General features: G+C 42.9%; 22 protein-coding genes. 5 read left to right on the forward strand and 17 right to left on the reverse strand.

All coding sequences use genetic code 11. The features are described 5' to 3' along the window. Positions 1-221 precede the first annotated feature (221 nt). From HUU58_14805 to HUU58_14825, 5 genes are all read left to right on the forward strand, one after another. A complete protein-coding gene (locus HUU58_14805) occupies positions 222-944 on the forward strand; it encodes a DUF2071 domain-containing protein (GenBank protein NUN46944.1) in 723 nt (240 codons plus the stop codon). Between the two features lie 194 nt (positions 945-1,138). Then, complete coding sequence (locus HUU58_14810; protein NUN46945.1) at positions 1,139-2,047, forward strand: hypothetical protein; 909 nt, start codon at positions 1,139-1,141, stop codon at positions 2,045-2,047. Positions 2,048-2,050: 3 nt separating this feature from the next. Continuing rightward, positions 2,051-2,647, forward strand: coding sequence for a hypothetical protein (locus HUU58_14815; GenBank protein ID NUN46946.1), 597 nt, complete (start codon positions 2,051-2,053; stop codon positions 2,645-2,647). A gap of 14 nt (positions 2,648-2,661) precedes the next feature. After that, complete coding sequence (locus HUU58_14820; GenBank protein NUN46947.1) at positions 2,662-3,993, forward strand: outer membrane protein transport protein; 1,332 nt, start codon at positions 2,662-2,664, stop codon at positions 3,991-3,993. A gap of 3 nt (positions 3,994-3,996) precedes the next feature. After that, a complete protein-coding gene (locus HUU58_14825; protein NUN46948.1) occupies positions 3,997-4,992 on the forward strand; it encodes a M20/M25/M40 family metallo-hydrolase in 996 nt (331 codons plus the stop codon). A 162-nt stretch (positions 4,993-5,154) separates the two neighbouring features. Here HUU58_14825 and HUU58_14830 read toward each other — a convergent pair whose 3' ends face one another. The 17 genes from HUU58_14830 to HUU58_14910 all read right to left on the reverse strand — a co-directional run bounded on the left by HUU58_14830 (position 5,155) and on the right by HUU58_14910 (position 19,744). Further along, positions 5,155-6,084, reverse strand: coding sequence for a DUF4097 family beta strand repeat protein (locus HUU58_14830; GenBank protein NUN46949.1), 930 nt, complete (start codon positions 6,082-6,084; stop codon positions 5,155-5,157). A 153-nt stretch (positions 6,085-6,237) separates the two neighbouring features. Further along, positions 6,238-7,143, reverse strand: a complete 906-nt coding sequence (locus tag HUU58_14835) for a 3-hydroxybutyryl-CoA dehydrogenase (protein ID NUN46950.1) — start codon at positions 7,141-7,143, stop codon at positions 6,238-6,240. 27 nt (positions 7,144-7,170) lie between these two features. Then, positions 7,171-7,641, reverse strand: a complete 471-nt coding sequence (locus HUU58_14840) for a hypothetical protein (protein ID NUN46951.1) — start codon at positions 7,639-7,641, stop codon at positions 7,171-7,173. Between the two features lie 26 nt (positions 7,642-7,667). After that, complete coding sequence (locus HUU58_14845; GenBank protein ID NUN46952.1) at positions 7,668-8,327, reverse strand: HAD-IA family hydrolase; 660 nt, start codon at positions 8,325-8,327, stop codon at positions 7,668-7,670. Then, positions 8,320-9,951 carry a methyl-accepting chemotaxis protein gene (locus HUU58_14850; GenBank protein ID NUN46953.1) on the reverse strand — a complete coding sequence of 544 codons (1,632 nt, stop codon included), beginning with the start codon at positions 9,949-9,951 and terminating at the stop codon, positions 8,320-8,322. The genes HUU58_14845 and HUU58_14850 overlap by 8 nt, the downstream gene beginning before the upstream one ends. A 382-nt stretch (positions 9,952-10,333) precedes the next feature. Next, positions 10,334-11,029 carry a hypothetical protein gene (locus HUU58_14855; GenBank protein ID NUN46954.1) on the reverse strand — a complete coding sequence of 232 codons (696 nt, stop codon included), beginning with the start codon at positions 11,027-11,029 and terminating at the stop codon, positions 10,334-10,336. A gap of 93 nt (positions 11,030-11,122) precedes the next feature. Continuing rightward, positions 11,123-11,668 carry a DUF4256 domain-containing protein gene (locus tag HUU58_14860; protein NUN46955.1) on the reverse strand — a complete coding sequence of 182 codons (546 nt, stop codon included), beginning with the start codon at positions 11,666-11,668 and terminating at the stop codon, positions 11,123-11,125. A 150-nt stretch (positions 11,669-11,818) separates the two neighbouring features. Next, complete coding sequence (locus tag HUU58_14865; GenBank protein ID NUN46956.1) at positions 11,819-12,229, reverse strand: hypothetical protein; 411 nt, start codon at positions 12,227-12,229, stop codon at positions 11,819-11,821. A 107-nt stretch (positions 12,230-12,336) separates the two neighbouring features. After that, complete coding sequence (locus tag HUU58_14870; protein ID NUN46957.1) at positions 12,337-12,714, reverse strand: ester cyclase; 378 nt, start codon at positions 12,712-12,714, stop codon at positions 12,337-12,339. Between the two features lie 97 nt (positions 12,715-12,811). Further along, on the reverse strand, positions 12,812-13,612 hold the full coding sequence (locus tag HUU58_14875) for a helix-turn-helix transcriptional regulator (GenBank protein ID NUN46958.1): 801 nt from the start codon (positions 13,610-13,612) through the stop codon (positions 12,812-12,814). A gap of 196 nt (positions 13,613-13,808) precedes the next feature. After that, the gene (locus HUU58_14880) at positions 13,809-14,327 is read right to left on the reverse strand and encodes a GNAT family N-acetyltransferase (GenBank protein NUN46959.1); all 519 of its coding nucleotides are present in this window, start codon (positions 14,325-14,327) and stop codon (positions 13,809-13,811) included. A 78-nt stretch (positions 14,328-14,405) separates the two neighbouring features. Further along, complete coding sequence (gene gnd / locus HUU58_14885) at positions 14,406-15,302, reverse strand: decarboxylating 6-phosphogluconate dehydrogenase (GenBank protein NUN46960.1); 897 nt, start codon at positions 15,300-15,302, stop codon at positions 14,406-14,408. Between the two features lie 209 nt (positions 15,303-15,511). After that, positions 15,512-16,153 carry a regulatory protein RecX gene (locus tag HUU58_14890; protein NUN46961.1) on the reverse strand — a complete coding sequence of 214 codons (642 nt, stop codon included), beginning with the start codon at positions 16,151-16,153 and terminating at the stop codon, positions 15,512-15,514. Next, entirely contained in the window at positions 16,150-16,719 is a 570-nt protein-coding gene (thpR, locus tag HUU58_14895; protein NUN46962.1) for an RNA 2',3'-cyclic phosphodiesterase, read from the reverse strand. The genes HUU58_14890 and thpR overlap by 4 nt, the downstream gene beginning before the upstream one ends. Beyond that, on the reverse strand, positions 16,709-17,425 hold the full coding sequence (locus tag HUU58_14900; GenBank protein ID NUN46963.1) for an SPOR domain-containing protein: 717 nt from the start codon (positions 17,423-17,425) through the stop codon (positions 16,709-16,711). Before HUU58_14900 ends, thpR begins: the two co-directional genes overlap by 11 nt. Continuing rightward, a complete protein-coding gene (locus HUU58_14905) occupies positions 17,418-17,927 on the reverse strand; it encodes a DUF1648 domain-containing protein (protein ID NUN46964.1) in 510 nt (169 codons plus the stop codon). The genes HUU58_14900 and HUU58_14905 overlap by 8 nt, the downstream gene beginning before the upstream one ends. Positions 17,928-17,932: 5 nt before the next feature. Then, positions 17,933-19,744, reverse strand: a complete 1,812-nt coding sequence (locus HUU58_14910; GenBank protein NUN46965.1) for a DegV family EDD domain-containing protein — start codon at positions 19,742-19,744, stop codon at positions 17,933-17,935. Positions 19,745-19,972 lie beyond the last annotated feature (228 nt).

Consider the following 19,972-nt stretch of genomic DNA (forward strand, 5'->3'; position numbering starts at 1 on the left):
TAATAATCAGTTTTTGAAATATAATGAAATTACCAATCGACCGACGAAATTTTACGAAATTTACAACCAACCCTCGGGTTGGTTGTAAAACAACAAAACAGGACATGTCTACTTTGGTAAAAACCGGGCATTCCTATTTTGCCTTGACACGGATAAATACCCGGCTTGCCTCTCTGAATAAGTTTGTGTAGCATACACTTCAGAACAAAACGGGAGATTTTATGTCCGACGTATTTCTCAAGGCTCAATGGAAAAACCTTATCATGGCCAACTATGCCGTTGACCCATCGCTGCTCCGGCCGTATGTGCCAAGCGGCACGGAATTGGATTCCTGGAAAGGCACATTTTACGTCAGCTTGGTGGGGTTTTTATTTGAAGATACACGTGTACACGGTCTGTCGTTTCCTTTTCACAAGACATTCGAAGAAGTCAATCTGAGATTTTATGTACGGCGATTTGAATCCGGTGTATGGCGCCGCGGCGTTGTTTTTATCAAAGAGATTGTCCCGCGCAGTCTCATCACATGTATCGCCAATACAGTGTATCATGAGCATTATGCGACGCACGCGATGCGGCACCGTTTTACGTCCGATGCGCACTGCAAAACATTTGAGTATAGTTTCAAATCGGCTAACGGCTGGAATACGATTTCAGCGAAAACGAATACCGAATCAATCGCGATGGCTGAAGGTTCGGAACAGGAGTTTATTGCCGAACATTATTGGGGTTATACTCGCATCAACGAAAAAAAACTTGGCGCTTACGAAGTGCGGCATCCGCGTTGGGATATATATCCTGTGATGGATTACCATATCGCATGTGATATCGGAGGTCTGTACGGCGAACCCTTTGCCAAAACAATGGCCCGTAATCCGGATTCTGTTTTTGTGGCCAAAGGATCGCCGATCGAAGTAATGAAAAAAACCATTATAGAACATATCTAAAGTGACCACACGGTTAAACTTTTGTAAATACTATACGTCTAATGAATGCCGACAAAATCATATTTAACGGCATACAAGTTATCGTAATTATTTGTAAATAATCGCTTTGATTTTCGTGGTACAAGGACAAAAAAGGTCGTATAATCTAATAGTTTATAAGAATTGATATTCTAGGATCGTAAGGAAGGTGCCTTATGAAAGCCTCTTTTAAAAAAATACTCACGGTTTTGGTTTTTTCGCTGATTTGGAGCGGATGTTATACGGCTGTACGTCAATCGGGGGGGTATTACTCCGAGTTTGATCATGCCGATGCAAAACAACCGGAGATAACTCAAATTCAGTCATCGGATGAAGACTCATCGGTTCAGGATGAAGAAGTCACTCCATCCTACGACGAAGATCGTGATATTTATATTCAAAACTATTATGGCCCGGAATATCCATATCCTTATGGTTACTGGACACCGGGTTGGGTAAATTATCGTCATCCGTATTATTACGGCGCCGGGATGTATTTTGGCCCGCGTGTTCGACTGGCCTATGTCGGAACGTATTGGGGTTATGGTTATTACGATCCTTTTTATGATCCGTATTATTACTACGACGGATGGTGTTATTATCCGACCGGTTACGGTCATCATGATAATAATCCGATACATCCGTCACAACAGCGTACGTATGGTGGGCGACGTGTCTATACCGCATCGTCAGCGCCTAATCTTCCCGGTATTGTGGGGGTCAGTGTAGCCTCGTCAGGCGGAGGCACAACGCAGCGCATCTATCGTACCGGCAATCGCACCTCCGGTGAGTCTAGAATTGACCAAGACCGTGTGCGCCGAAACTACCGTAAATATTACGGCTTTGAAACGGGTGATAAGGCTGTCAATGCGGAAGCTGGCCGTAAATCCCGCAATGCCAATCGTGAAACAAGCACGCGTAATAAAGAAACACGCGAAACCAGACAAGTACGCGATAATAATTCCCGCAATAATGGCGGAGAACGTAACGCGCGTTCCGGTGAAAGAAACAGCGGACGCTCCGGTCGTAGTGAAGGCCGATCCGGCGAAACCCGTTCTTCCGGGAAACGTTCGGCGAGAAATTAAATTATGAAATACATTGGTCTTTTAATCACAATCCTTGTGTCATTGTACAGTAGTGCGTGTTATACCGTTGTCGGTGTTTCCCGTTCGGATGATCGTATCCAAAACGAAGCAACCGAATCCGAGCCCGATTTTGCCGCTTACGATCCGTATGGTGTTACACCGTCGACGATGTGGGAGTACTATTACGAAACACCGTTTCCTTGGTGGTATGTGCCGTATGCGGATGAATACGATGCGTTTGACGATACGACAACGGCTACTGATCCTACCGAAACATCATCGTATTCGTCATCACGCAGAAATTACGGGAGACGCCGTGCGGCGCTCAATGACGCGTCGTCCGGGTCTTCTGTTTCGACCGGTTATGCTTCACCCGTTTATAGCCCGGGTGGAACGACGCCGTCGTTTGTACCTTCGTATTCTACCGGATCAAGCGCTTCCTATAGTAGTCCATCCACGCCGGTTAAAACAGACTCTACAGTACAATCCGGATCCGGTAGTTCGGATTCTAATTCTAATTCGTCCACGAAGACTCAAGATACGAACAGAAAAAGAGGTTACGGAAATCGCAGAACTGCGAAAAGCGGAGACAAGAAATAACTGAGGTGATATACATGAAGTTTTTATCGTATGGGATGAGTTTATTTTTTTATTCATTTATTTTGTTGGCACAAAATGAAAATAATGCTGTGCGGCCTTTTATGAACGAATTTGGTCCCGGTGCGCGGGCATTGGGTTTGGGTGGAGCTTATTCTGCAATTGCCGAAGATTATACCGCCGTATATTGGAATCCGGCAGGGCTTGCGCAAATACGTAAAATGGAATTTTATACAGCGTTTGCGCATCGAAATAATACTAATGCCATCACATACCAAGGTACGCGTACAGAGACATCCAACGGTTTTACAAGCATGAACGCTTTAGGATTTGTATTTCCGGTTCCCACAACGCGCGGAAGCCTTGTGTTGGCTTTCGGTTTTCATCGCGTCAACTCATTTGACGATTACAATCGCGTGACCGGTTCGCCGATGATCGGTAATATAAGTTTTGATCAGGATGAAAAAACTACAAATACCGGTAGCCTTAACCATTGGAGTTTTGCCGGTGCGCTTGATCTGACGCGCAATGTTTCAGTCGGTGCAACACTCAATATTGTTACTGGGAAAAATGATCTAAGTGTAGATTTTTTTCAGGATGATGAGATTGCCATGCTTGATGACAGCATTGCTACAAAAGAAGTATCCTTCGCTGAAAAACCGGACTATTCGGGGTTTAACTTCAAAATCGGAACTCTATTTCGCCCCGCAAAAAACCTGCGTGTTGCTCTCACGGTAACGGCACCTACAAAAATCACAGTTTCAGAAAATTACTCCGAATCCACGACCATCAAAACGGACAACGACGGATATTATTCGGATTCATGGTATGAGCCCTACAAGTATCATATTACAGCGCCTTGGAAATTTGAGATTGGCAGTTCATACAAATACAAACTTGCACTTTTTACAGGCTCTGTCGAATGGGTGGATTGGCAACAAACACGATTCAGTTCTAATATATTTGATGCCGATGGAAAAAATATAGACGATGCGATCAACAACGCATTACTCAATGATTATCGTACATCGGTAAATTATCGTATCGGCACAGAGATGGTAGTCCCTCAGATCGGTTGTAAAGTTATGGCCGGATACGCTTACCAACAATCGCCTTATAAAAATGGCCTTGAGATCGTTAATAGCGATCACCGTTATATTTCTGTTGGTGCAAGTTTTCTCTTAGACGAACAGGTTAAAATAGACGCTGCTTACCAATATGGATGGTGGAAGCAGGCAACAACCGATAATTTATTGGCCTATGGACCTTCGCCGGATTATTATAACCGGTACACCTCTGAAAAAATAACATCTAAAAAACTTCTGCTCAGTTTAAGTTACCGTTTTTAGCCGATGAAAATAAAAAACTATCGTTTGATCATACACGGCGGAATTATTTCCGCCTTTTTATTATATAGCTTCACGCTTTCAGCGCAGGTACGTCCTTTAGATCAGGCGATATTGCGGCCCGGATCAGGCGCTTATTCCGATGTGATGCACATCAAGGGAGAAACAATCAAAGCTATGGTGGCCGCCTTGTCTGCGGATTCTATGGAAGGACGTGCGACGGGAACACGTGGATTTGATAAAGCCGCACGATGGGTGAAAGAATTTTTTGTTCAACACGACATTCAACCTTTACCCGGAGGATATTTTCAGGATTTTACGGTACCAACTTCTGTATTAAAAGAACGGCTGCATTCAAACGAATGGTCAAGCGAAACGGCTTCGACAAAAAACATTATCGGGTATATAGCGGGAAATGATTCTCTCCGGCGCGATGAGTTTATTGTTTTAACGGCACACCTGGATCATCTGGGAAAAGAAGGCGATTCGATCTATGCCGGGGCTAATGATAATGCGAGCGGGGTTGCATCCGTGTTGCAGATTGCGCGATGGATCAAAGAATCCAAAACCGGTTTGGGGCGTTCGGTGGTTTTTATTTTGTTTAGCGGCGAAGAAGCCGGTTTATTAGGGTCTTATCATTTTGTAGAAAACCCATGGATTGATCTTAACAAAATCCGCCTGTTGATTAATCTTGATCTGGTTGGTTCGGGTCGTGACGGTATCATGTTACAAGGATCGGAAAACTATCCCGATTATGCGGTGCGAATAAAAAAAATAAATGATGAGTGGTTTGGTTTTGAAATGAGTACGCGACCTAATTCGCCGAACTCAGACCACTATTATTTCAACAAAATAGGATTACCGGCATTTTTTGTGTATGCCTATCGTGGCACAATGCCCTACCATGCACCCGGCGATACCTCAGAAAAGATTGATGAAAAGGTTTTAGAGAATGTTACCCGATGGGTTGCGGCGATGATTGTAGCATTTGGAAACGAATAACCCCGAAATATTTTTACGTCGTTCTTTACGATCCGAAAAAAATACTTCGGGGTTTTTTAGCTATACAGTTTACTTTCTCGGAACTGGTACCGGCACGGGTTCAGGTTGCTTTCCAAAAAGTCGTTTTAAGATTTCTATCAGTTGTTCCATAAACCTTTGATTTTAGTTTCGGGCAAGAATGCGTATGTCGCCACCGGAAGTGTGTGCGCGTATCAATTCGCCGCCGCCGTTGATTGTGCCACGTACTTTGTTTTCACGCATTTTCCCGTTGACCATGATCGGTAAATCAAACTCAACCTCACCACCGCTCGTGGAGGCGTCTATCGTTGCGGCAATGTTTTTGGGGAGATACAGCGCGATGTGACCGCCTGATGTTTCCACATTAACGCCTTTATTGTTACCGCTCACGTATACCTCAATATGTCCGCCGGATGTTTCAGCATTGGTGCGACCGTTGATGTCTTCGATACGGATACTACCGCCGGATGTGGAAACATCCAAATCGCCGTTAATATTGCTCATACTCACATTTCCACCGGAGGTTCTCAAGTTGAGATTACCTGTCGTTGATTTGGCACGAATATTACCACCGGAAGTTTTGAGTTCGGCATTACCATTGATATTCGTCAAATCAAGATTACCACCGGATGTCCCACCTTGGATTAACCCTTTTACGTCCTGAATGGTAATATTTCCACCGGCCGTGCCTAAAGAAACATTATATTGCGAAGGAACATTGACGATATAATCAACATCCATTGAGTTACTATTATGGCCAAAGAAATTGTTTTTTCTCATCCAGTTGCCGCGAATAGTCACATCATTACCTGTTTTTTCCGCCGTAATTTCAAAATCTTTAAGGTCGTCATCCGAACCGCGCATACGCGCCATGATAGAAACCTTGTCATCGGAAGAGCCCACGATTTTGATCGAACCAAAGTCTGTAGTCAAGGTAAGTTGGCCGCCCGGTGATACAGGAAATGAACGTGTAAATTCTTTGACTGCAACGACCGAACCCGATGCTGCGGTGTTATCGGTCGCCGAAACAGTGAAGGCTACCAACAGTGTCAGCGTGAGAAATAATTTTTTCATATACATCCCTTCTCGTTTTTTGGACTTTTTATAAAACGAGATTCGGCGGAAAAAGTTTCGGAAATAAATTTGTATTTCGAACCAAGCCCAAAGGCCAAAAAAAAGAGGCTATCTTAAGACAGCCTCTTTTTATGTCGTAATTTTGATTTTAAATTACTTAACGAAATTCATCACGTCTTTATTGACGACGGGTGTCCCTGATGAATAATCGTAAAAGCCTTTGCCGTTCTTACGGCCATAAAAGCCCGCTAAAAACATTTTGCGAAGCAGCGGGGGGCAAGAATACATCGGTTCGCCGTATTCTTTGAACATGATTTCAGCGATACGGTAGGTCGTGTCAATGCCGACGAAATCTAAAAGCGTCAGCGGACCCATGGGATAACCGCAACCGAGCATCATACCTTTGTCGATATCTTCGATGGAAGCGATGTTATTTTGTACGGCACGGATCGCACCGAGGAGATAAGGCACTAAAAGGAAATTGACCACGAATCCGGAATTGTCTTTTGTTGCGATCGGTGTTTTACCAAATGCTTTGCCCAATTCGAAAGCCGTATTAAATGTTTCTTCCGACGTACGTACGGCTTTTACGATTTCAACCAGTTTCATGACCGGTACCGGATTGAAAAAGTGCATACCGCAGAAACGGTCGGGGCGATTGGTTGCGGCGGCCATTTCCGTCACGGTAAGGCTGGATGTATTGGAAGCAAAAATCGTATGCGGAGGACAGATCTTATCAAGATAAGCATACGTTTCGTTTTTTATTTTTACATCTTCGATAATGGCTTCGATGATAAAATCGCAGTTTTTCAGATCATCTAAACTGGTCGTGCCGGTGAGATTAGCGATGGTTTTATCTTTTTCTTCGGCCGTGATTTTACCTTTGGCGGCATTACGTTCCAATTGTTTTTTGATATTTCCGACGCCTTTATCAATCACGTCCTGGTTTACTTCGCGAACGATCGTTTTAAATCCCGATGCAGCGGCGACCTGAGCAATACCGGCGCCCATAAGGCCGCAACCCAATACGCCGACGGTTTTGATGTCTTTGACTTCCATGCGAATACTCCTCTTGGATGGTTATGTTTATTTTTTTTGTATGATCTTCGTGCGGACGATCCACGCGTCGGGATAACCGGCTTGTTTGGCTTCGGTTCTCTTCATTTCGGCATCGTCGCGTTGTATAAAATTTCCCGCGCGAACTTTATGATATGGCGGTTCATAATCAAGATAAATTTCGCCGCTCAAACGAACGCTTACGGAGTCTCTTATTTCCAACGCTTCATAATAATCCGTTGTAGAAATGAGCTGTACCCGGTATCCGATCACAGAGGTTTCTTTACCGGAAGATGTAACTACAACTTCGGCCGGTTCGGTATAAGGTTGAATGGTTACTTCATATGTTCGCGGTTCGATGATCCACGGATCATTGAGCGTTGTAAAATCAAACGGTTTTACCGAATGGTCGTGCTGAGGAAGGGGCTGTATGATCGGGGACGGCTCTGCCGACGCGGTTTGTTTGACATTGTGCGCACCGCACGACAAAATAAAATTCATACTAAAAAATATGTATCCGATTTTCTTCATGCCGCCAAATGCGTTTTGAGATCAGAGAGACGTGGGATGATCAAATCCGGATTCAAGGTTGCCAATTCTTCGGTCGAATGCATCCCGGATGTTACGGCGATAACAAAAACATTTGCTGATTTTGCCGCTTTGATATCCAAAGGACTGTCGCCGATGTAAACCGTTGTTTCGGGTGTGCCGGCTAATTCCTCAATAGCTTTGATCAATCCTTCCGGATGAGGCTTGAGATGCGTGACGTCTTCGTACCCGATGACAATATCGAAATAATCATCCATTTCCTTTTCGATCAGCGTTTCCCATATCGTGGAGCGTCTTTTAGTAGAGACTATGCCCAGTGTATAAAGTTCGTTATATAAGAATTCCAGTGTTTCGCGCACACCGTCCAGCATGACCGTATTGCGAACCATAGCACCGGTATCGGCATGCTCCATAAAAAGAGATTTACACGTTTGTATTTTTTCTGCATCCGACGGGTCAATAAAACGAGCAAATGTATCTTCGAGCGAATAACCGATCATACGACGAATGGCGTCCGGGTGTCCTGGCGGCGCCCCCACTTTTTCCAGAGCAAAATTAACACAGGTGATGATACCTTCGGAAGAATCAGCAAGCGTATAGTCAAAATCAAAAAGAATTTGATGGATATTTTTATTCACCGATTTTAAAACGCTTAACTGTTTTTTGAAGTGTCGTGGTAAGGTTATTAAGATATTCGGCGGACTTGGCTATTTCGTTGATACCGCCGGCGATTTGTTGTGTTGCCGTATTGATCACTTTGACATTATCCGTGATCTGATCGCCCGTAACGGATTGCTCCTGACTCGAGACGGCTACCTGACTGACCATCATGGTGACATTTTTGAAGACGTCTGAAATTTCCTTCAAGCTGGACTTGGCTTCTTGTGAAAGACGTATGCCATTGGCGGCTTCTTCATTGCTACGTCCCATCAGATTGACAGCTTCGTTTACGTTGACCTGTATCTTGGATATGATGTCATTGATCTCGGTGGTGGAATGAGCCGTACGTTCGGCCAGTTTTTTGATTTCATCAGCTACAACTGCAAAACCTTTACCTTTTTCGCCGGCGCGTGTTGCTTCAATCGACGCATTAAGTGCGATCAGGTTCACTTGTTTAGTAATGTCGTCAATGATACTTACAACCTTAGTAATTTTTCGGCTGGATTCGGATAAAGAATTGACAACATTGGAAGACTGCTGAACCATGGCCAGCATTTTTTGCATACCGTCCACCGTTTCATCAATCACTTGCGAACCTTTATCGGCGCTACTCTGTGCGTGAATGGCCATTTCTTTGGTATTGCCGATATTGTGAGCGATCTCATAACTGGTTTTGCTCATTTCTTCGATAGCGGCGGTTACGCTGGCTGTTTGGCCCATTTGATCTTGTGCATTGCGCGCCATGTTTTCCGTACTCACGCCGATCTGTTTACTGGATGAAGATACAGCGGCGGTCGCATCGGCTACTTCGCGCAAGATCATGCGGAATGAGCTTAAGAAGCTATCCACGGTTTGCACCAATTGTCCGATTTCGTCCTTACGTTGCATATCAAACCGGGTATTCACACCATCGCGGTTGATCTTGAACGCAGCCTCACGTACCGGCAAAGCGATAGTCCGGGCAATGAGTGTACTAAACAAAATGCCGATTAACACTATAACTGTAGTTTCTATTATCAATGTCCATCTGGAATTTGAAAAATCATTTTCAAGATTGCTGACGCTTTTATTGATAAGTCCGGCTGTGATTTTTTTTCCATTGTCGCAGTAATCCATGACACGTTGATATGCCGCATCAAAATAAATATCTGATTCCGTTCCGGCTTCTGATTTTATTTTTTGCTTTTTCAGTTCTAAGCGTTCATCTGCCGCATTGACCATATCCACCAATGCATACCGAATGCTTGTGAGTATCTCAATCAAAGCCGTGTCTTTGACAGCGGAATACGTTTGATTATCACGAGTCCCGCCATCTAATAATACGGATGCGTATTCGATGCCACCATTCCAATGATTGTAAACTTCTTCCATACGAACCGAATTATCGCCGGACAACATTTCCTCAAACCAAAGGTGCCCCTTGGTCGTATGGTATTGAATTTCGACAATAGCGTTTTGCGCAGGTATCACATCTATTGCTGCTTTGGACATGCCAAACAAATCGGACATCTTGCTGATCGCAAAATAGGATAAGCCGATTAACATGGCGAGCAACGTGCCAAAACCGATGAGTAGTTTATACGTGATTTTGAGGTTTCTCATAAGCCCTCGTAGGGGTATATATTGTCTTGTATGTAATTATATAAGCTTGCGAATTGCCGTTGATGCTTTATTTCTACACTTGATTCACGATATGAATCGCATAGTTATTTTGGTAATGCAACAAACGAACACACTTTAACTATAAGACTATGAGCTATATTACAGCATTCGTCTTTGGAATAATTCTTGACGAAGTTTTGATTCTAAACAAGCAAATAACCGAAAATTTAACCGGTATCAAAAGAAATGCGTGTAAACTTACCGAATCAGCGTTAAAGATGCAAATAGGATTGTTAGTCACATCCGGTGGAGAGGAACGATTCGCACGGGCCTTTTATTTGCTTAAATCGTTAAGCAGGTCATACGTCAACGAGGTTAGAATTTATGCGACGAATTCAGACATCGCGACGGCTCTGTGTATGATACGAGTCAACAACGTGTCTCTGCTAAAATGTGTTTCATTGATAATGGCGTCCGGTATTTGATGAATAATTGTCTTGAAGAGTTCGGGCGCATGTAATGCCGTATTATATTGTTTTTTGGAAATTGACGGTACCTCAAATAAAACATGGTTATGGAAGAGCTCAAGAGTTTGTTTTACTCCCGGTTGAAATAAAGCCAACGCGCCATGATCAATGATCCATATTTTATTATGGGTATCGCGAAGCAGATTATTTGCGCTGTTGGTTCTGTCCATATTCATAAAAAACAGGTCAATCGTATACAGAGCGGATACTAAAACCGGGTCCGCTAATAATTGATTATCAAACGCGATCGGAGAAGAGTCCGGTATATAGCTAATTCCAAGATTCCAGCCGAAACTTTTCTGAACGATGTCGTCAAACTCATCGCTACCAAACGTCCAAGGCAAGTTATCCGGAATTTGTATCCATCGTGCGTCGGGTATGGGCCAACCCAATTGCGATGCGATGCGGGATACAATAAATTCAGAAACAAGGCTGATAGCGCCGTTACCGGAACCGCGCATTTTCAGGACGTAAGTCTGCGCGTTTTCCGTTTCGATCAAGGTTGGGAATGAACTGCCTCTATATTGCTGTATAAATCGTTTAAGTTTCAAAATTCATTGTCATGTTAAGATAAATATGCCAACGACAGGCTTGACGGGTGCCGTGGCATTGCTTGCTACAAAACTAAAAACAGTAATCTGATCTCAAATTTTTAGCATTCCCCGAAAGCCGCGTGCGGCGTAATACGACTCGGCGCCGTTGTGGTAGACAAAAACATGGTCGTAACGACGATCGCAGAATAGTGCACCGCCAAGTTTTCTGATTGGATCGGGTGTTTTTATCCAGCTGGAAGTTTTAGTGTCGAATTCGCCTAATTTTTGTAATTCCCTGTATGCTTCTTCGGTTAAGATGTCTATGCCCATGCGTGCAGCCACATCCATCGCGTTGTCTTTAGGTTTGTGTTCTTTGCGAGCGTCTAATGCTTCTTTATCATAGCATAGACTTCGACGTCCGGCGGGGCTTTCCGGCGCACAATCACAGAAAATATATTCGCCTGTTTTTTTATCAAAGCCTATGACATCCGGTTCACCTCCGGTTTCCTCCATCATTTGGAGAGGTTTTAATTTGCGTGCGTTTTTTTCCAATTTAGCGCAAATATCCGCCCATTTAAGGGTTTTGTGGCGATGCATATTTTGTGTAAAGCGCTTTTCCAACACATCCAAGAGTTGGGAGTGATTCTTTTTTGTCATTTTTTTTGGAGTTTAGTTTTTTAAAAATACGTTATAAAAATCCAATGAAATAACGGTTATCAATCGATTGATGATTCTATAAAAAATTTTGTACTAACTACAACAATAAATAATTTTTTAGGAAAAAAATTCAAGTAAGTTATCGAAGAATTATATTGAAATTTTGATATGCTCTCGGCTTAATGAATGATGTGCAAAATCGTCCTCAACGCTGTATGCGCAGATGAGCCAAAGATGGCTGCCTTTAATAAATGATTTATGGTATTGATCGCTGGATTGGCAAGGCATTGAGAATTTCAGAATCGTACCGACATCATTTTCAAAACATAGCGTATGATCAATAGTGCTTTGAATTCTAAGTCCTTCTACCTTTTGATGTACGCCTATAGAGGAGACATATTGATCTTCGACAATGGTTTTGTCTCTAAAGTAAGCGCCCATAACTAAGTTGGAACCAATAATCTCATTTTTATCATTAAAACCAAGCGCTACCCATCCCTTTGTCGGTGCAAAAACCTCAAAAAAGACACGATCATTTTTCAAATTCCATTTAATGTTCATGTTTCCTACAGAAATTTGCTTACAGGGCATTGTAAGTATAACCATTAGTAGAGTAGATAAATTTATCATGGTTTAGAGATTTCATTAAGAACATCTGTAAAATTACTTTACCCCCAATGCTCTACATACTGACCGTTATTTAAACGAATAATATCTATTATATTTATTTCGACTTCTTTTTGTGATGCCACTATTCCGAAAATTTCACCGGTATGTTTTCCTTTTATTTTTTTTCTAGTAGCAACCAAGTCCCCTTCAGCAATCTGGTCAAGAATTTCAACTTTTAGGTCTGAAAAACCTTTATGTAAAATATTATTGATAAAAAAATCAAAACTGGCCTTACCATTGGGTGCATTCGGCGGAGCAGAATGGTTAATAACTTGTTCGGATAACAATTGATCGAAAGAACTTTTGCTGGCGATTTCGATACACTCTTTGTTAAATTTTTGAACAATTGTTTTGTTAAGTTCCGACTGGTTTTTCATAATAACCCCTTTTTTTTTGAACAATCATTGTGCACAAAAATAAGGTTTTATAAAAAGAAGAGTTAGGCCAACCGGCTCAATTCCTATTCCTATGAGTTCATTTAGATGAAAAATAATTTTTAGGTGAAAATCCAAAATGTTTTTTAAAAGCTTTGGTGAAACCGGTATGAGTTTCAAAACCGAGTTGAAACCAGATATCGCTGGGCTTTGTTTTTTCGACCGTAAGCATGTGTACAGCTTTGTCCATTTTTCTTCTTAAAAGCCATGCATTGGGGGATATTCCGTATATTTTTTGGAAATGGCGTTTAAATGTAGATAAACTCAGATTGCACAAAAAGGACAGTTCATGAAGCGTGAGATTGTTTAAAGCGTTTGACTCCATCACGCTTCGGATCGTCATTTCAACTTGAGTGATGGATTCGGTCGTTTTAAAATTTAAGAAATTACGGGTATGATGCTCAAGCAGGTAAAGCAAAAGTTCTCTTAATTTCAATTGCTTCATTGATTCAGATAGAGTTCCATGTTTTTTTAAACTTAGTAGAAGGGAGTTTATATAGTTAATTATAAAGTCGTCTTTTCTAAAAGAAACATAAGGACTGCTCTGAATTCGAAGATTTTTCTTTAACGTATTTATTACACTCGCATATGTTACACAGAAATCAGCCAATTCTTCCCGGCTGAAAAAAATCAAAACACTTTCAAAGGGTCCTTGGCTTGAAATGTCAATTGTTGCAATACAATTGCCGGTCGTAAGCATATGGATTTCATTTTCATTCGCGTGAACAGTTTTTTCTGAAAAATACATGGTTTTATGTCCGCGTATGACCAGACTAATTGCATTCATTGTCAAAACGGATCGTTCTTTGATGCTATTTGTTTGAGCAAGGTAATGATGCATGATAACCGAACTTCGATTTTCGGATCCGCGGGAATTTTTTTGTGGAAGACTTATAGTTTTCATGAATGATTTTTATAAATGCAGTTTTTTTCTAAAAATTAGATTCAATCCATGGCGATATGAATACTTATTAAAAAAAGGAATTGGTATGAAAAGCAATGGTCATTCACTCTTAAAGATAGTTAATCATTATTATTTATAGCTTTTTCATCATCAGAATATCGGTTTGTATATCATCACCCAAACGAAAGGGATGCGAGCCAAACGCGACAAATCCGAGCTTATTATAAAATGCAATAGCGTTATCATTCTTTTCCCACACGCCCAACCAAACATGATCTGCTTTTGATTCTCGTGCTATATGCATTGCTTTTTCGTACAGGGAAAGCCCGACTTTTTTTCCTTGAAAATCGCGTCGCACATAAATTCTTTCGATTTCTAACGAATAAATATTTTTTGTTTCGGCTGACGATGGGCGGAGGTTTATTTTTACATAACCGACGATATCGTGTCCTGATTTGGCAAAATAAAACCGGGAATGAACATCACGCAATTCATCGGTAAGACGTTCAATTGAAAATGATTCGTCCAGATATTTCTGCATGTTTTCTTTTGTGTTTTGCTCGGAAAAAGTCTCATAAAACGTTTGACGGCTGATAAGTGTCAGTTTTTCTGCATCCTCCGGTATCGCTCTGACAATAATCACTTTATCCATGAATACATTTTTGAAGTTTAATAACAAAGCCTATTCGTTGGAACGAATAGGCTTTGGGTAACGCGCTATATTAAAAAATTATTTTTTAACTTCGTGACCGCCGAATTGGTTGCGCATCATAGCGAGCATTTTAGCCGCAAAGCTTTCCGGTTGGCGAGAGTGGAAACGCTCGAAAAGAGACAGTGTAATGATGGGTGCAGGTACGTCTTTCTCCATCGCTTCGAGGATAGTCCATCGGCCTTCGCCGGAGTCGGCCACCCAACCTTTGATACCGTCGAGCGTCGGATTTTTTTTGAGCCCTTCGGCGGTGAGTTCGAGAAGCCATGAGCGTACCACAGAACCTTGCATCCACAGATCGGCAATGCGTGCAATATCCAGTTTATATTCAGATGCTTTCATAATTTCAAAACCTTCGGCATAGGCTTGCATCATACCGTATTCGATTCCATTGTGAACCATTTTTACCATGTGGCCACTGCCATGTGCGCCCATGTGCGCCCAACCGTTATTGGGCGGCGCAAGTGTCGTCAGGATCGGTGAAAGGAAATCCACATCGGCTTTATTACCGCCGACCATCATGCAGTAACCGTTTTGCAGGCCCCATACGCCGCCGCTGGTACCAACATCCACATAACAAATACCTTTGGCTTCGAGTTCCTTGGCACGGCGTACATCGTCTTTATAGTACGAATTACCACCGTCAATAATGATGTCTCCTTTGCCGAGAATGTTAGCCAGTTTGGCGACGGTATCTTCTGTAGGCTTGCCCGCAGGAACCATGATCCATACCGCTTTACGGCCTTTGAGCTTTCCCACAAGGTCTTCATAGGAAGAAGCGCCGGTCATTCCTTTTTCTGTAAGGCCTTTCACGACATCGGGATTGAGGTCGTAACCGACGATTTCATGTTTATCGCGCATCAGGCGCTGTACCATAAAACCGCCCATTTTTCCAAGGCCGATAAATCCGAGTTGCATAAAATACCTCCGGTAAAAAATTGGTGGACTATAAAACGTTCAACGAATGATTTCAGTAGTTGTGGAAAGGCGCATGAATTTGATCAAAAGCGCAGATAAATGCAAAATGTTTTATGGTTGAACTGATACTGTTCTGACTCAATTAAAAAATAGTGCGGCTCAATGTTTTTTGAAACTTGACGGGTGCAGAGATTTTTGATCGTGGGATATTATTTTTTGTCATGTGATGCAATCGCCTCTACAACCTTACGAATAGTATCTGTATCAAAGCCGCGTTGTTGCAAAAATGCTGAAAGTTTAATCTGTTTTTTACGTTGATCGCTTTCGCGAATCGTTGCATACTTTTTTTCTGCTAACCGTAAAACCGACGGAAGATCGCTATCAGGTACAAATTTTTGCATTACCTGCCGAATCAAGTCCGGAGCGATTCCTTTTTTATTCAGTTCGTATGCCAAGGCGCGTTCACCCATAGCTTTTTTGCGTAGGCGGGACTGTGCAAATCGCATCGCAAAATCCAAATCATCTATGTATTTCTCTTCACTCAGTTTTTCCAGTACGGACGTTATGGTTTCATCATTATATCCTTCGCGGTGCAAACGATTTGAAATTTCTTCGCGACTTCGCGGGCGAAGACTGAGCCAACGCAGCGCGGCGGTCGTGGCGCGCCGTGTGCTATCCCAAAGCTGAATGCTGCTCCATTGTTTTTCATCAAGATCGGAGTCGTCATATATTCCAAATTTCACCAAGGTTTCGTAGAGTAATTCATATGAATCACCTTCTTCTGTCAAAACACAAACCGTTGCCGATTGATTACGTTTGACTTTCTTTTGTTGTATCGAAGCGATTTTCATGTGAATTTTATTTGGAATAGGGGTTTGTATTGCGCTCCCTGACGCTGTAATACGCTTTCATAAAGAGTCAGCGTCGGCATGCCCCACTCCGTTTCACCGATAAATTGATTGATGGCATTTTGCTGTGCAAGGTGGGCGGAAGGCCAATCACGCAATCTAGCCAAAGTGGCGTGGGGAATAAATTTTTTATCTTCCGTTGTCAAACCAAGGGCATTGAGCCGAATGCAAATTTTGTTTTGCAAACTTTCGATGGTCGATGATTTTTTAAAACCAATCCATAAAACTTTGGGATTTCCTTTTGTCGAAAAAAAACCAAGGTGTGTGGCGACTAAATAAAAGGAACCTGCTTCATTCAGATCCGATAGACCGCGTGTGATTTTGGGTATAGCAACCCGATTTATCTCACCGAGAAGAGCCAACGTGATATGAATATTGGTCGGATTTACCCACGCGATGCGTGCGTCGTTAAATAAGGGTCTTAAACGCCTCTGTTGTTCTGAAAAAAAGGAAAAGGCTTCGTTAGGAAAATCGAGCGCAATGAATGCGCGGATAGTTTCATTTTTCAACGATGCTGTAATTGAGTTGTTCTTTACTTTTGATCGTATCACCGGCTTTTTTAGCGTCTTCGCGCGTAGCGTACGCGCCGACCCATACCAGAATCAAATTTTTCCCGTTAACTGTTTTCTCTGAAAATTCAATCGGAGTGTATCCTTTTGCTGTCAGTTTTTGTTTTAACTCTTGCGCGTTTTTTTGATCGGAAAAAGCGCCAACCTGCAATCGGAATTTTTTCCCGGCGTTTATTTCCGTAGGGCGCACTGTATCGCTCGGGGCCGTCATGATGGCTTGTGTTGCTTCGTCGGATTTGGCCGCCGGAAAAAGTGTTTCTGCCGACTTAATGCATGATGAACCGGGATAATCCGTTCGTAGTTTAATCAAATTATCCTGCGCCAACGCATAACGGCCGGCCGCCGCGTCGTATTGGATCATACGATGATATGCTTCCGGTGCGAAAATATTTTTCGGATAGTCGCGAACAAAACGGAGATAAACCGCATACGCGGCAGCGCCATCGGTTTCATATGTGTTTTTGAGAAAAATCGCCTCGGGTGCTTTGGGAAATTTTTTTTCCATTTCCGCAATGAGCGTTTTAAGCGAATCAGTTTGTTCGCGCTCCCATAAGCCGATATACTTTTTTAGCCCCGGATCGCTCATGGTTTGGCCCGACACCGGGATAACATGCAGTAACAAAAATATGATAATCCAATTATGCACTTGGTGTACTCCGCTTAGCTTTTATAAGATAGATGGAAATACCAATGATAAGTGTCAAAATCAAAAGAAAAATAGATACCACTCCGGCCGGATTTTGATCTATGTGGCCTGACAAAGCCGATTGTACCACGATATATGTTAACCACCACATAAGAAAGAGCGCATTAAGTTTTATCAATGCCAAACTCATGCGCGTAATTCTAACGTTGCGGTGAATCAACATCGGTAAAGTGTCGCCGGGTTTCGGATGCAAAAAGGAAAGCGCTGTCAATGGGATGTATATTATAAGAACCGATAATGCAGGCAGAAGCCATAATGTATGTTTGGAGCCCCAATTGTCAGGATAACCCGACCAATCAAAATGAATGGCGATGCTTTCGGGTAATTGTTGAATATGGCCCATGACCAAAACAAAGGAGGCAGCGACGACAGCGATGCAAATTACTTCGATCCACTTTTCGTAAGAACTTCGAGGCATCGTTATATTGACGCGGCTCGTCACGGTATCTACGGATCGCTTAATACTGCAATAGCTGCAGCACCCGGGCCGGCGTGGGTTGCGATGACGGTAGATACATCGGTGATCAGGATATCATCGCGATCAATTTCATAATACCGGCTTAATTGCGTTGCATACCAATCGGCAATACCGATTGAGTTAGCGTGAGCGATACCAAAACGCGGTTTTTTTCTGTTTTTGGTGGTTGCTTTGACAAGGTCCATCACTTTACGCAGGGCATTGGAGTGACCGAAAGCCTTGGCGATGGGTACCACGGCGCCATCTTGTACAGTTAGCACTGGGCGAATGTTTAATAATTTGGCGATGGCTCCGCGTGCTTTACTTACGCGGCCGCCTTTGATGAGATAGTCCATGGTCTGCACGCTGATAAATACTTTCATGTTATTGCGGCAGTACTCCAGATGCTGAATGATTTTTTCAACCGGCGCGTTTTCGCGAATCATCGGCTCGATTTCTCGCACCATGACTCCGATACCGACGGATGCGCTCATCGAATCAAAACAAAATATTTTATCTTGGGCTACCTGACGTGCCATACTGAGGGCGCCTTGATACGTGCCGCTGAGTTTGGATGAAAGGTGAATGGAAATTACGTTTTTGTAAATTTGTAAAAGGCGTTCGTACGATTCTTTAAATTTAGCCGGCGTCGGTTGCGAAGATTTGGGATGATCCGGTGAAGACGTCAATTTTTCATAAAATTTCTTCGGTGTCAAAGTAAGGCGGTCTATATAAATCTGTTCACCAAAATGTACATTGAGTGGAATGACATGAATGTGATTTCGACGGATATATTCGAGCGGGAGATCGCAGCACGAATCGATGGCAATCGCCGTGTCTTGAACATTCTCGGAGTGCGCATTGAGAAACTGCTGTTTCATATCGTCTATTTTGGTAGAAATCACGTGTCCATGATCGGCTAATACTTCAAATACGTCTTCCGGCGTATTGGAGTGCAAATGGATTTTGACTTTTTTGGTTGAGCCGGCCACAATCAGGGAATCGCCGAACTGGTTGAGACTTTCGCGGATTTTTTCGCGATCCATGTTTTCGCCGACAAGCAGACATTCGGTACAAAACTGATACGTGATTTCTTCAAAGGCATGCTCATCAATGTGCGCTTCCATCGCTTCGTCTTCGGTTTCAGATAAACCTTGACGCTTGATATCGGAAATGCGTCCGTTTTCTATGAAGTCCAGCACGCCTTCGAGCATGGTCACAAATCCTTGCGCGCCCGCATCCACTACACCGGCTTTCGCTAAGGCGGCCATTTGTTTAGGCGTATTGGCGAGCGACTGTTTGGCATCGGCAAGGCTTTCACGGAATAATTCGGAAAAATCATCCGTTTTATCGGCGTTTTTTTCTACGGATTTTCCCCAGTCGCGTATGACGGAGAGTATGGTGCCTTCGACCGGATTGGAAATCGCACTCCATGCGGATTTTGTTGCTTTTTGCACGGCATCAGAAAATTTTTTGGTCGTGCATTTGGCGCTGCCTTGCAATCCTTCATTCATGCCTTGAAAAAACTGCGCCATGATCACACCGCTATTGCCGCGCGCGCCCATCAGAGCCGAATCAGCCAACACGATCGCCATCGAATCAATCTCATGCAATTCTTCTTTTTCGACCGTCTCTGCGATGTTTTTCAATGTGGACGCCATATTGGTGCCCGTATCGCCGTCAGGAACCGGAAACACATTGATGTTATTGAGATATTCTTTTTTGTTGATAACGTGATTGCATCCGGCGATCACGGAGCGTTTGAGGCGAATGCCGTCTAAATACTTGATTTTGAGTCTCAAAATATCCTCCTGTAGTCGGTATGAACAAGCCGGAACGCTGATTTGAATGGATTGAAGCGTTCCAAATGGAAGTGCAGTCAAAAAATTAGATTAAAGGCCAATGAAAGTCAAGCAATTGTAAATAATGTCATGGGAAACGGAAGCAACATCGTACCCCCCTTTGGATAGAAGGGAAAGAAGGATTGAGATTGGTGATAGAACATTGCAGGAAGTCTTGCGAGCGTAGCG

Source organism: bacterium, from assembly GCA_013360215.1.
GTDB lineage: Bacteria > CLD3 > CLD3 > SB21 > SB21 > JABWCP01.

Coding starts and splice junctions, on each gene's coding strand:
- HUU58_14805 (NUN46944.1), top strand. CDS start 222: ATGTCCGACGTATTTCTCAAGGCTCAATGGAAAAACCTTATCATGGCC.
- HUU58_14810 (NUN46945.1), top strand. CDS start 1,139: ATGAAAGCCTCTTTTAAAAAAATACTCACGGTTTTGGTTTTTTCGCTG.
- HUU58_14815 (NUN46946.1), top strand. CDS start 2,051: ATGAAATACATTGGTCTTTTAATCACAATCCTTGTGTCATTGTACAGT.
- HUU58_14820 (NUN46947.1), top strand. CDS start 2,662: ATGAAGTTTTTATCGTATGGGATGAGTTTATTTTTTTATTCATTTATT.
- HUU58_14825 (NUN46948.1), top strand. CDS start 3,997: ATGAAAATAAAAAACTATCGTTTGATCATACACGGCGGAATTATTTCC.
- HUU58_14830 (NUN46949.1), bottom strand. CDS start 6,084: ATGAAAAAATTATTTCTCACGCTGACACTGTTGGTAGCCTTCACTGTT.
- HUU58_14835 (NUN46950.1), bottom strand. CDS start 7,143: ATGGAAGTCAAAGACATCAAAACCGTCGGCGTATTGGGTTGCGGCCTT.
- HUU58_14840 (NUN46951.1), bottom strand. CDS start 7,641: ATGAATTTTATTTTGTCGTGCGGTGCGCACAATGTCAAACAAACCGCG.
- HUU58_14850 (NUN46953.1), bottom strand. CDS start 9,951: ATGAGAAACCTCAAAATCACGTATAAACTACTCATCGGTTTTGGCACG.
- HUU58_14860 (NUN46955.1), bottom strand. CDS start 11,668: ATGACAAAAAAGAATCACTCCCAACTCTTGGATGTGTTGGAAAAGCGC.
- HUU58_14865 (NUN46956.1), bottom strand. CDS start 12,229: ATGAACATTAAATGGAATTTGAAAAATGATCGTGTCTTTTTTGAGGTT.
- HUU58_14870 (NUN46957.1), bottom strand. CDS start 12,714: ATGAAAAACCAGTCGGAACTTAACAAAACAATTGTTCAAAAATTTAAC.
- HUU58_14875 (NUN46958.1), bottom strand. CDS start 13,612: ATGCATCATTACCTTGCTCAAACAAATAGCATCAAAGAACGATCCGTT.
- HUU58_14880 (NUN46959.1), bottom strand. CDS start 14,327: ATGGATAAAGTGATTATTGTCAGAGCGATACCGGAGGATGCAGAAAAA.
- gnd (NUN46960.1), bottom strand. CDS start 15,302: ATGCAACTCGGATTTATCGGCCTTGGAAAAATGGGCGGTTTTATGGTA.
- HUU58_14890 (NUN46961.1), bottom strand. CDS start 16,153: ATGAAAATCGCTTCGATACAACAAAAGAAAGTCAAACGTAATCAATCG.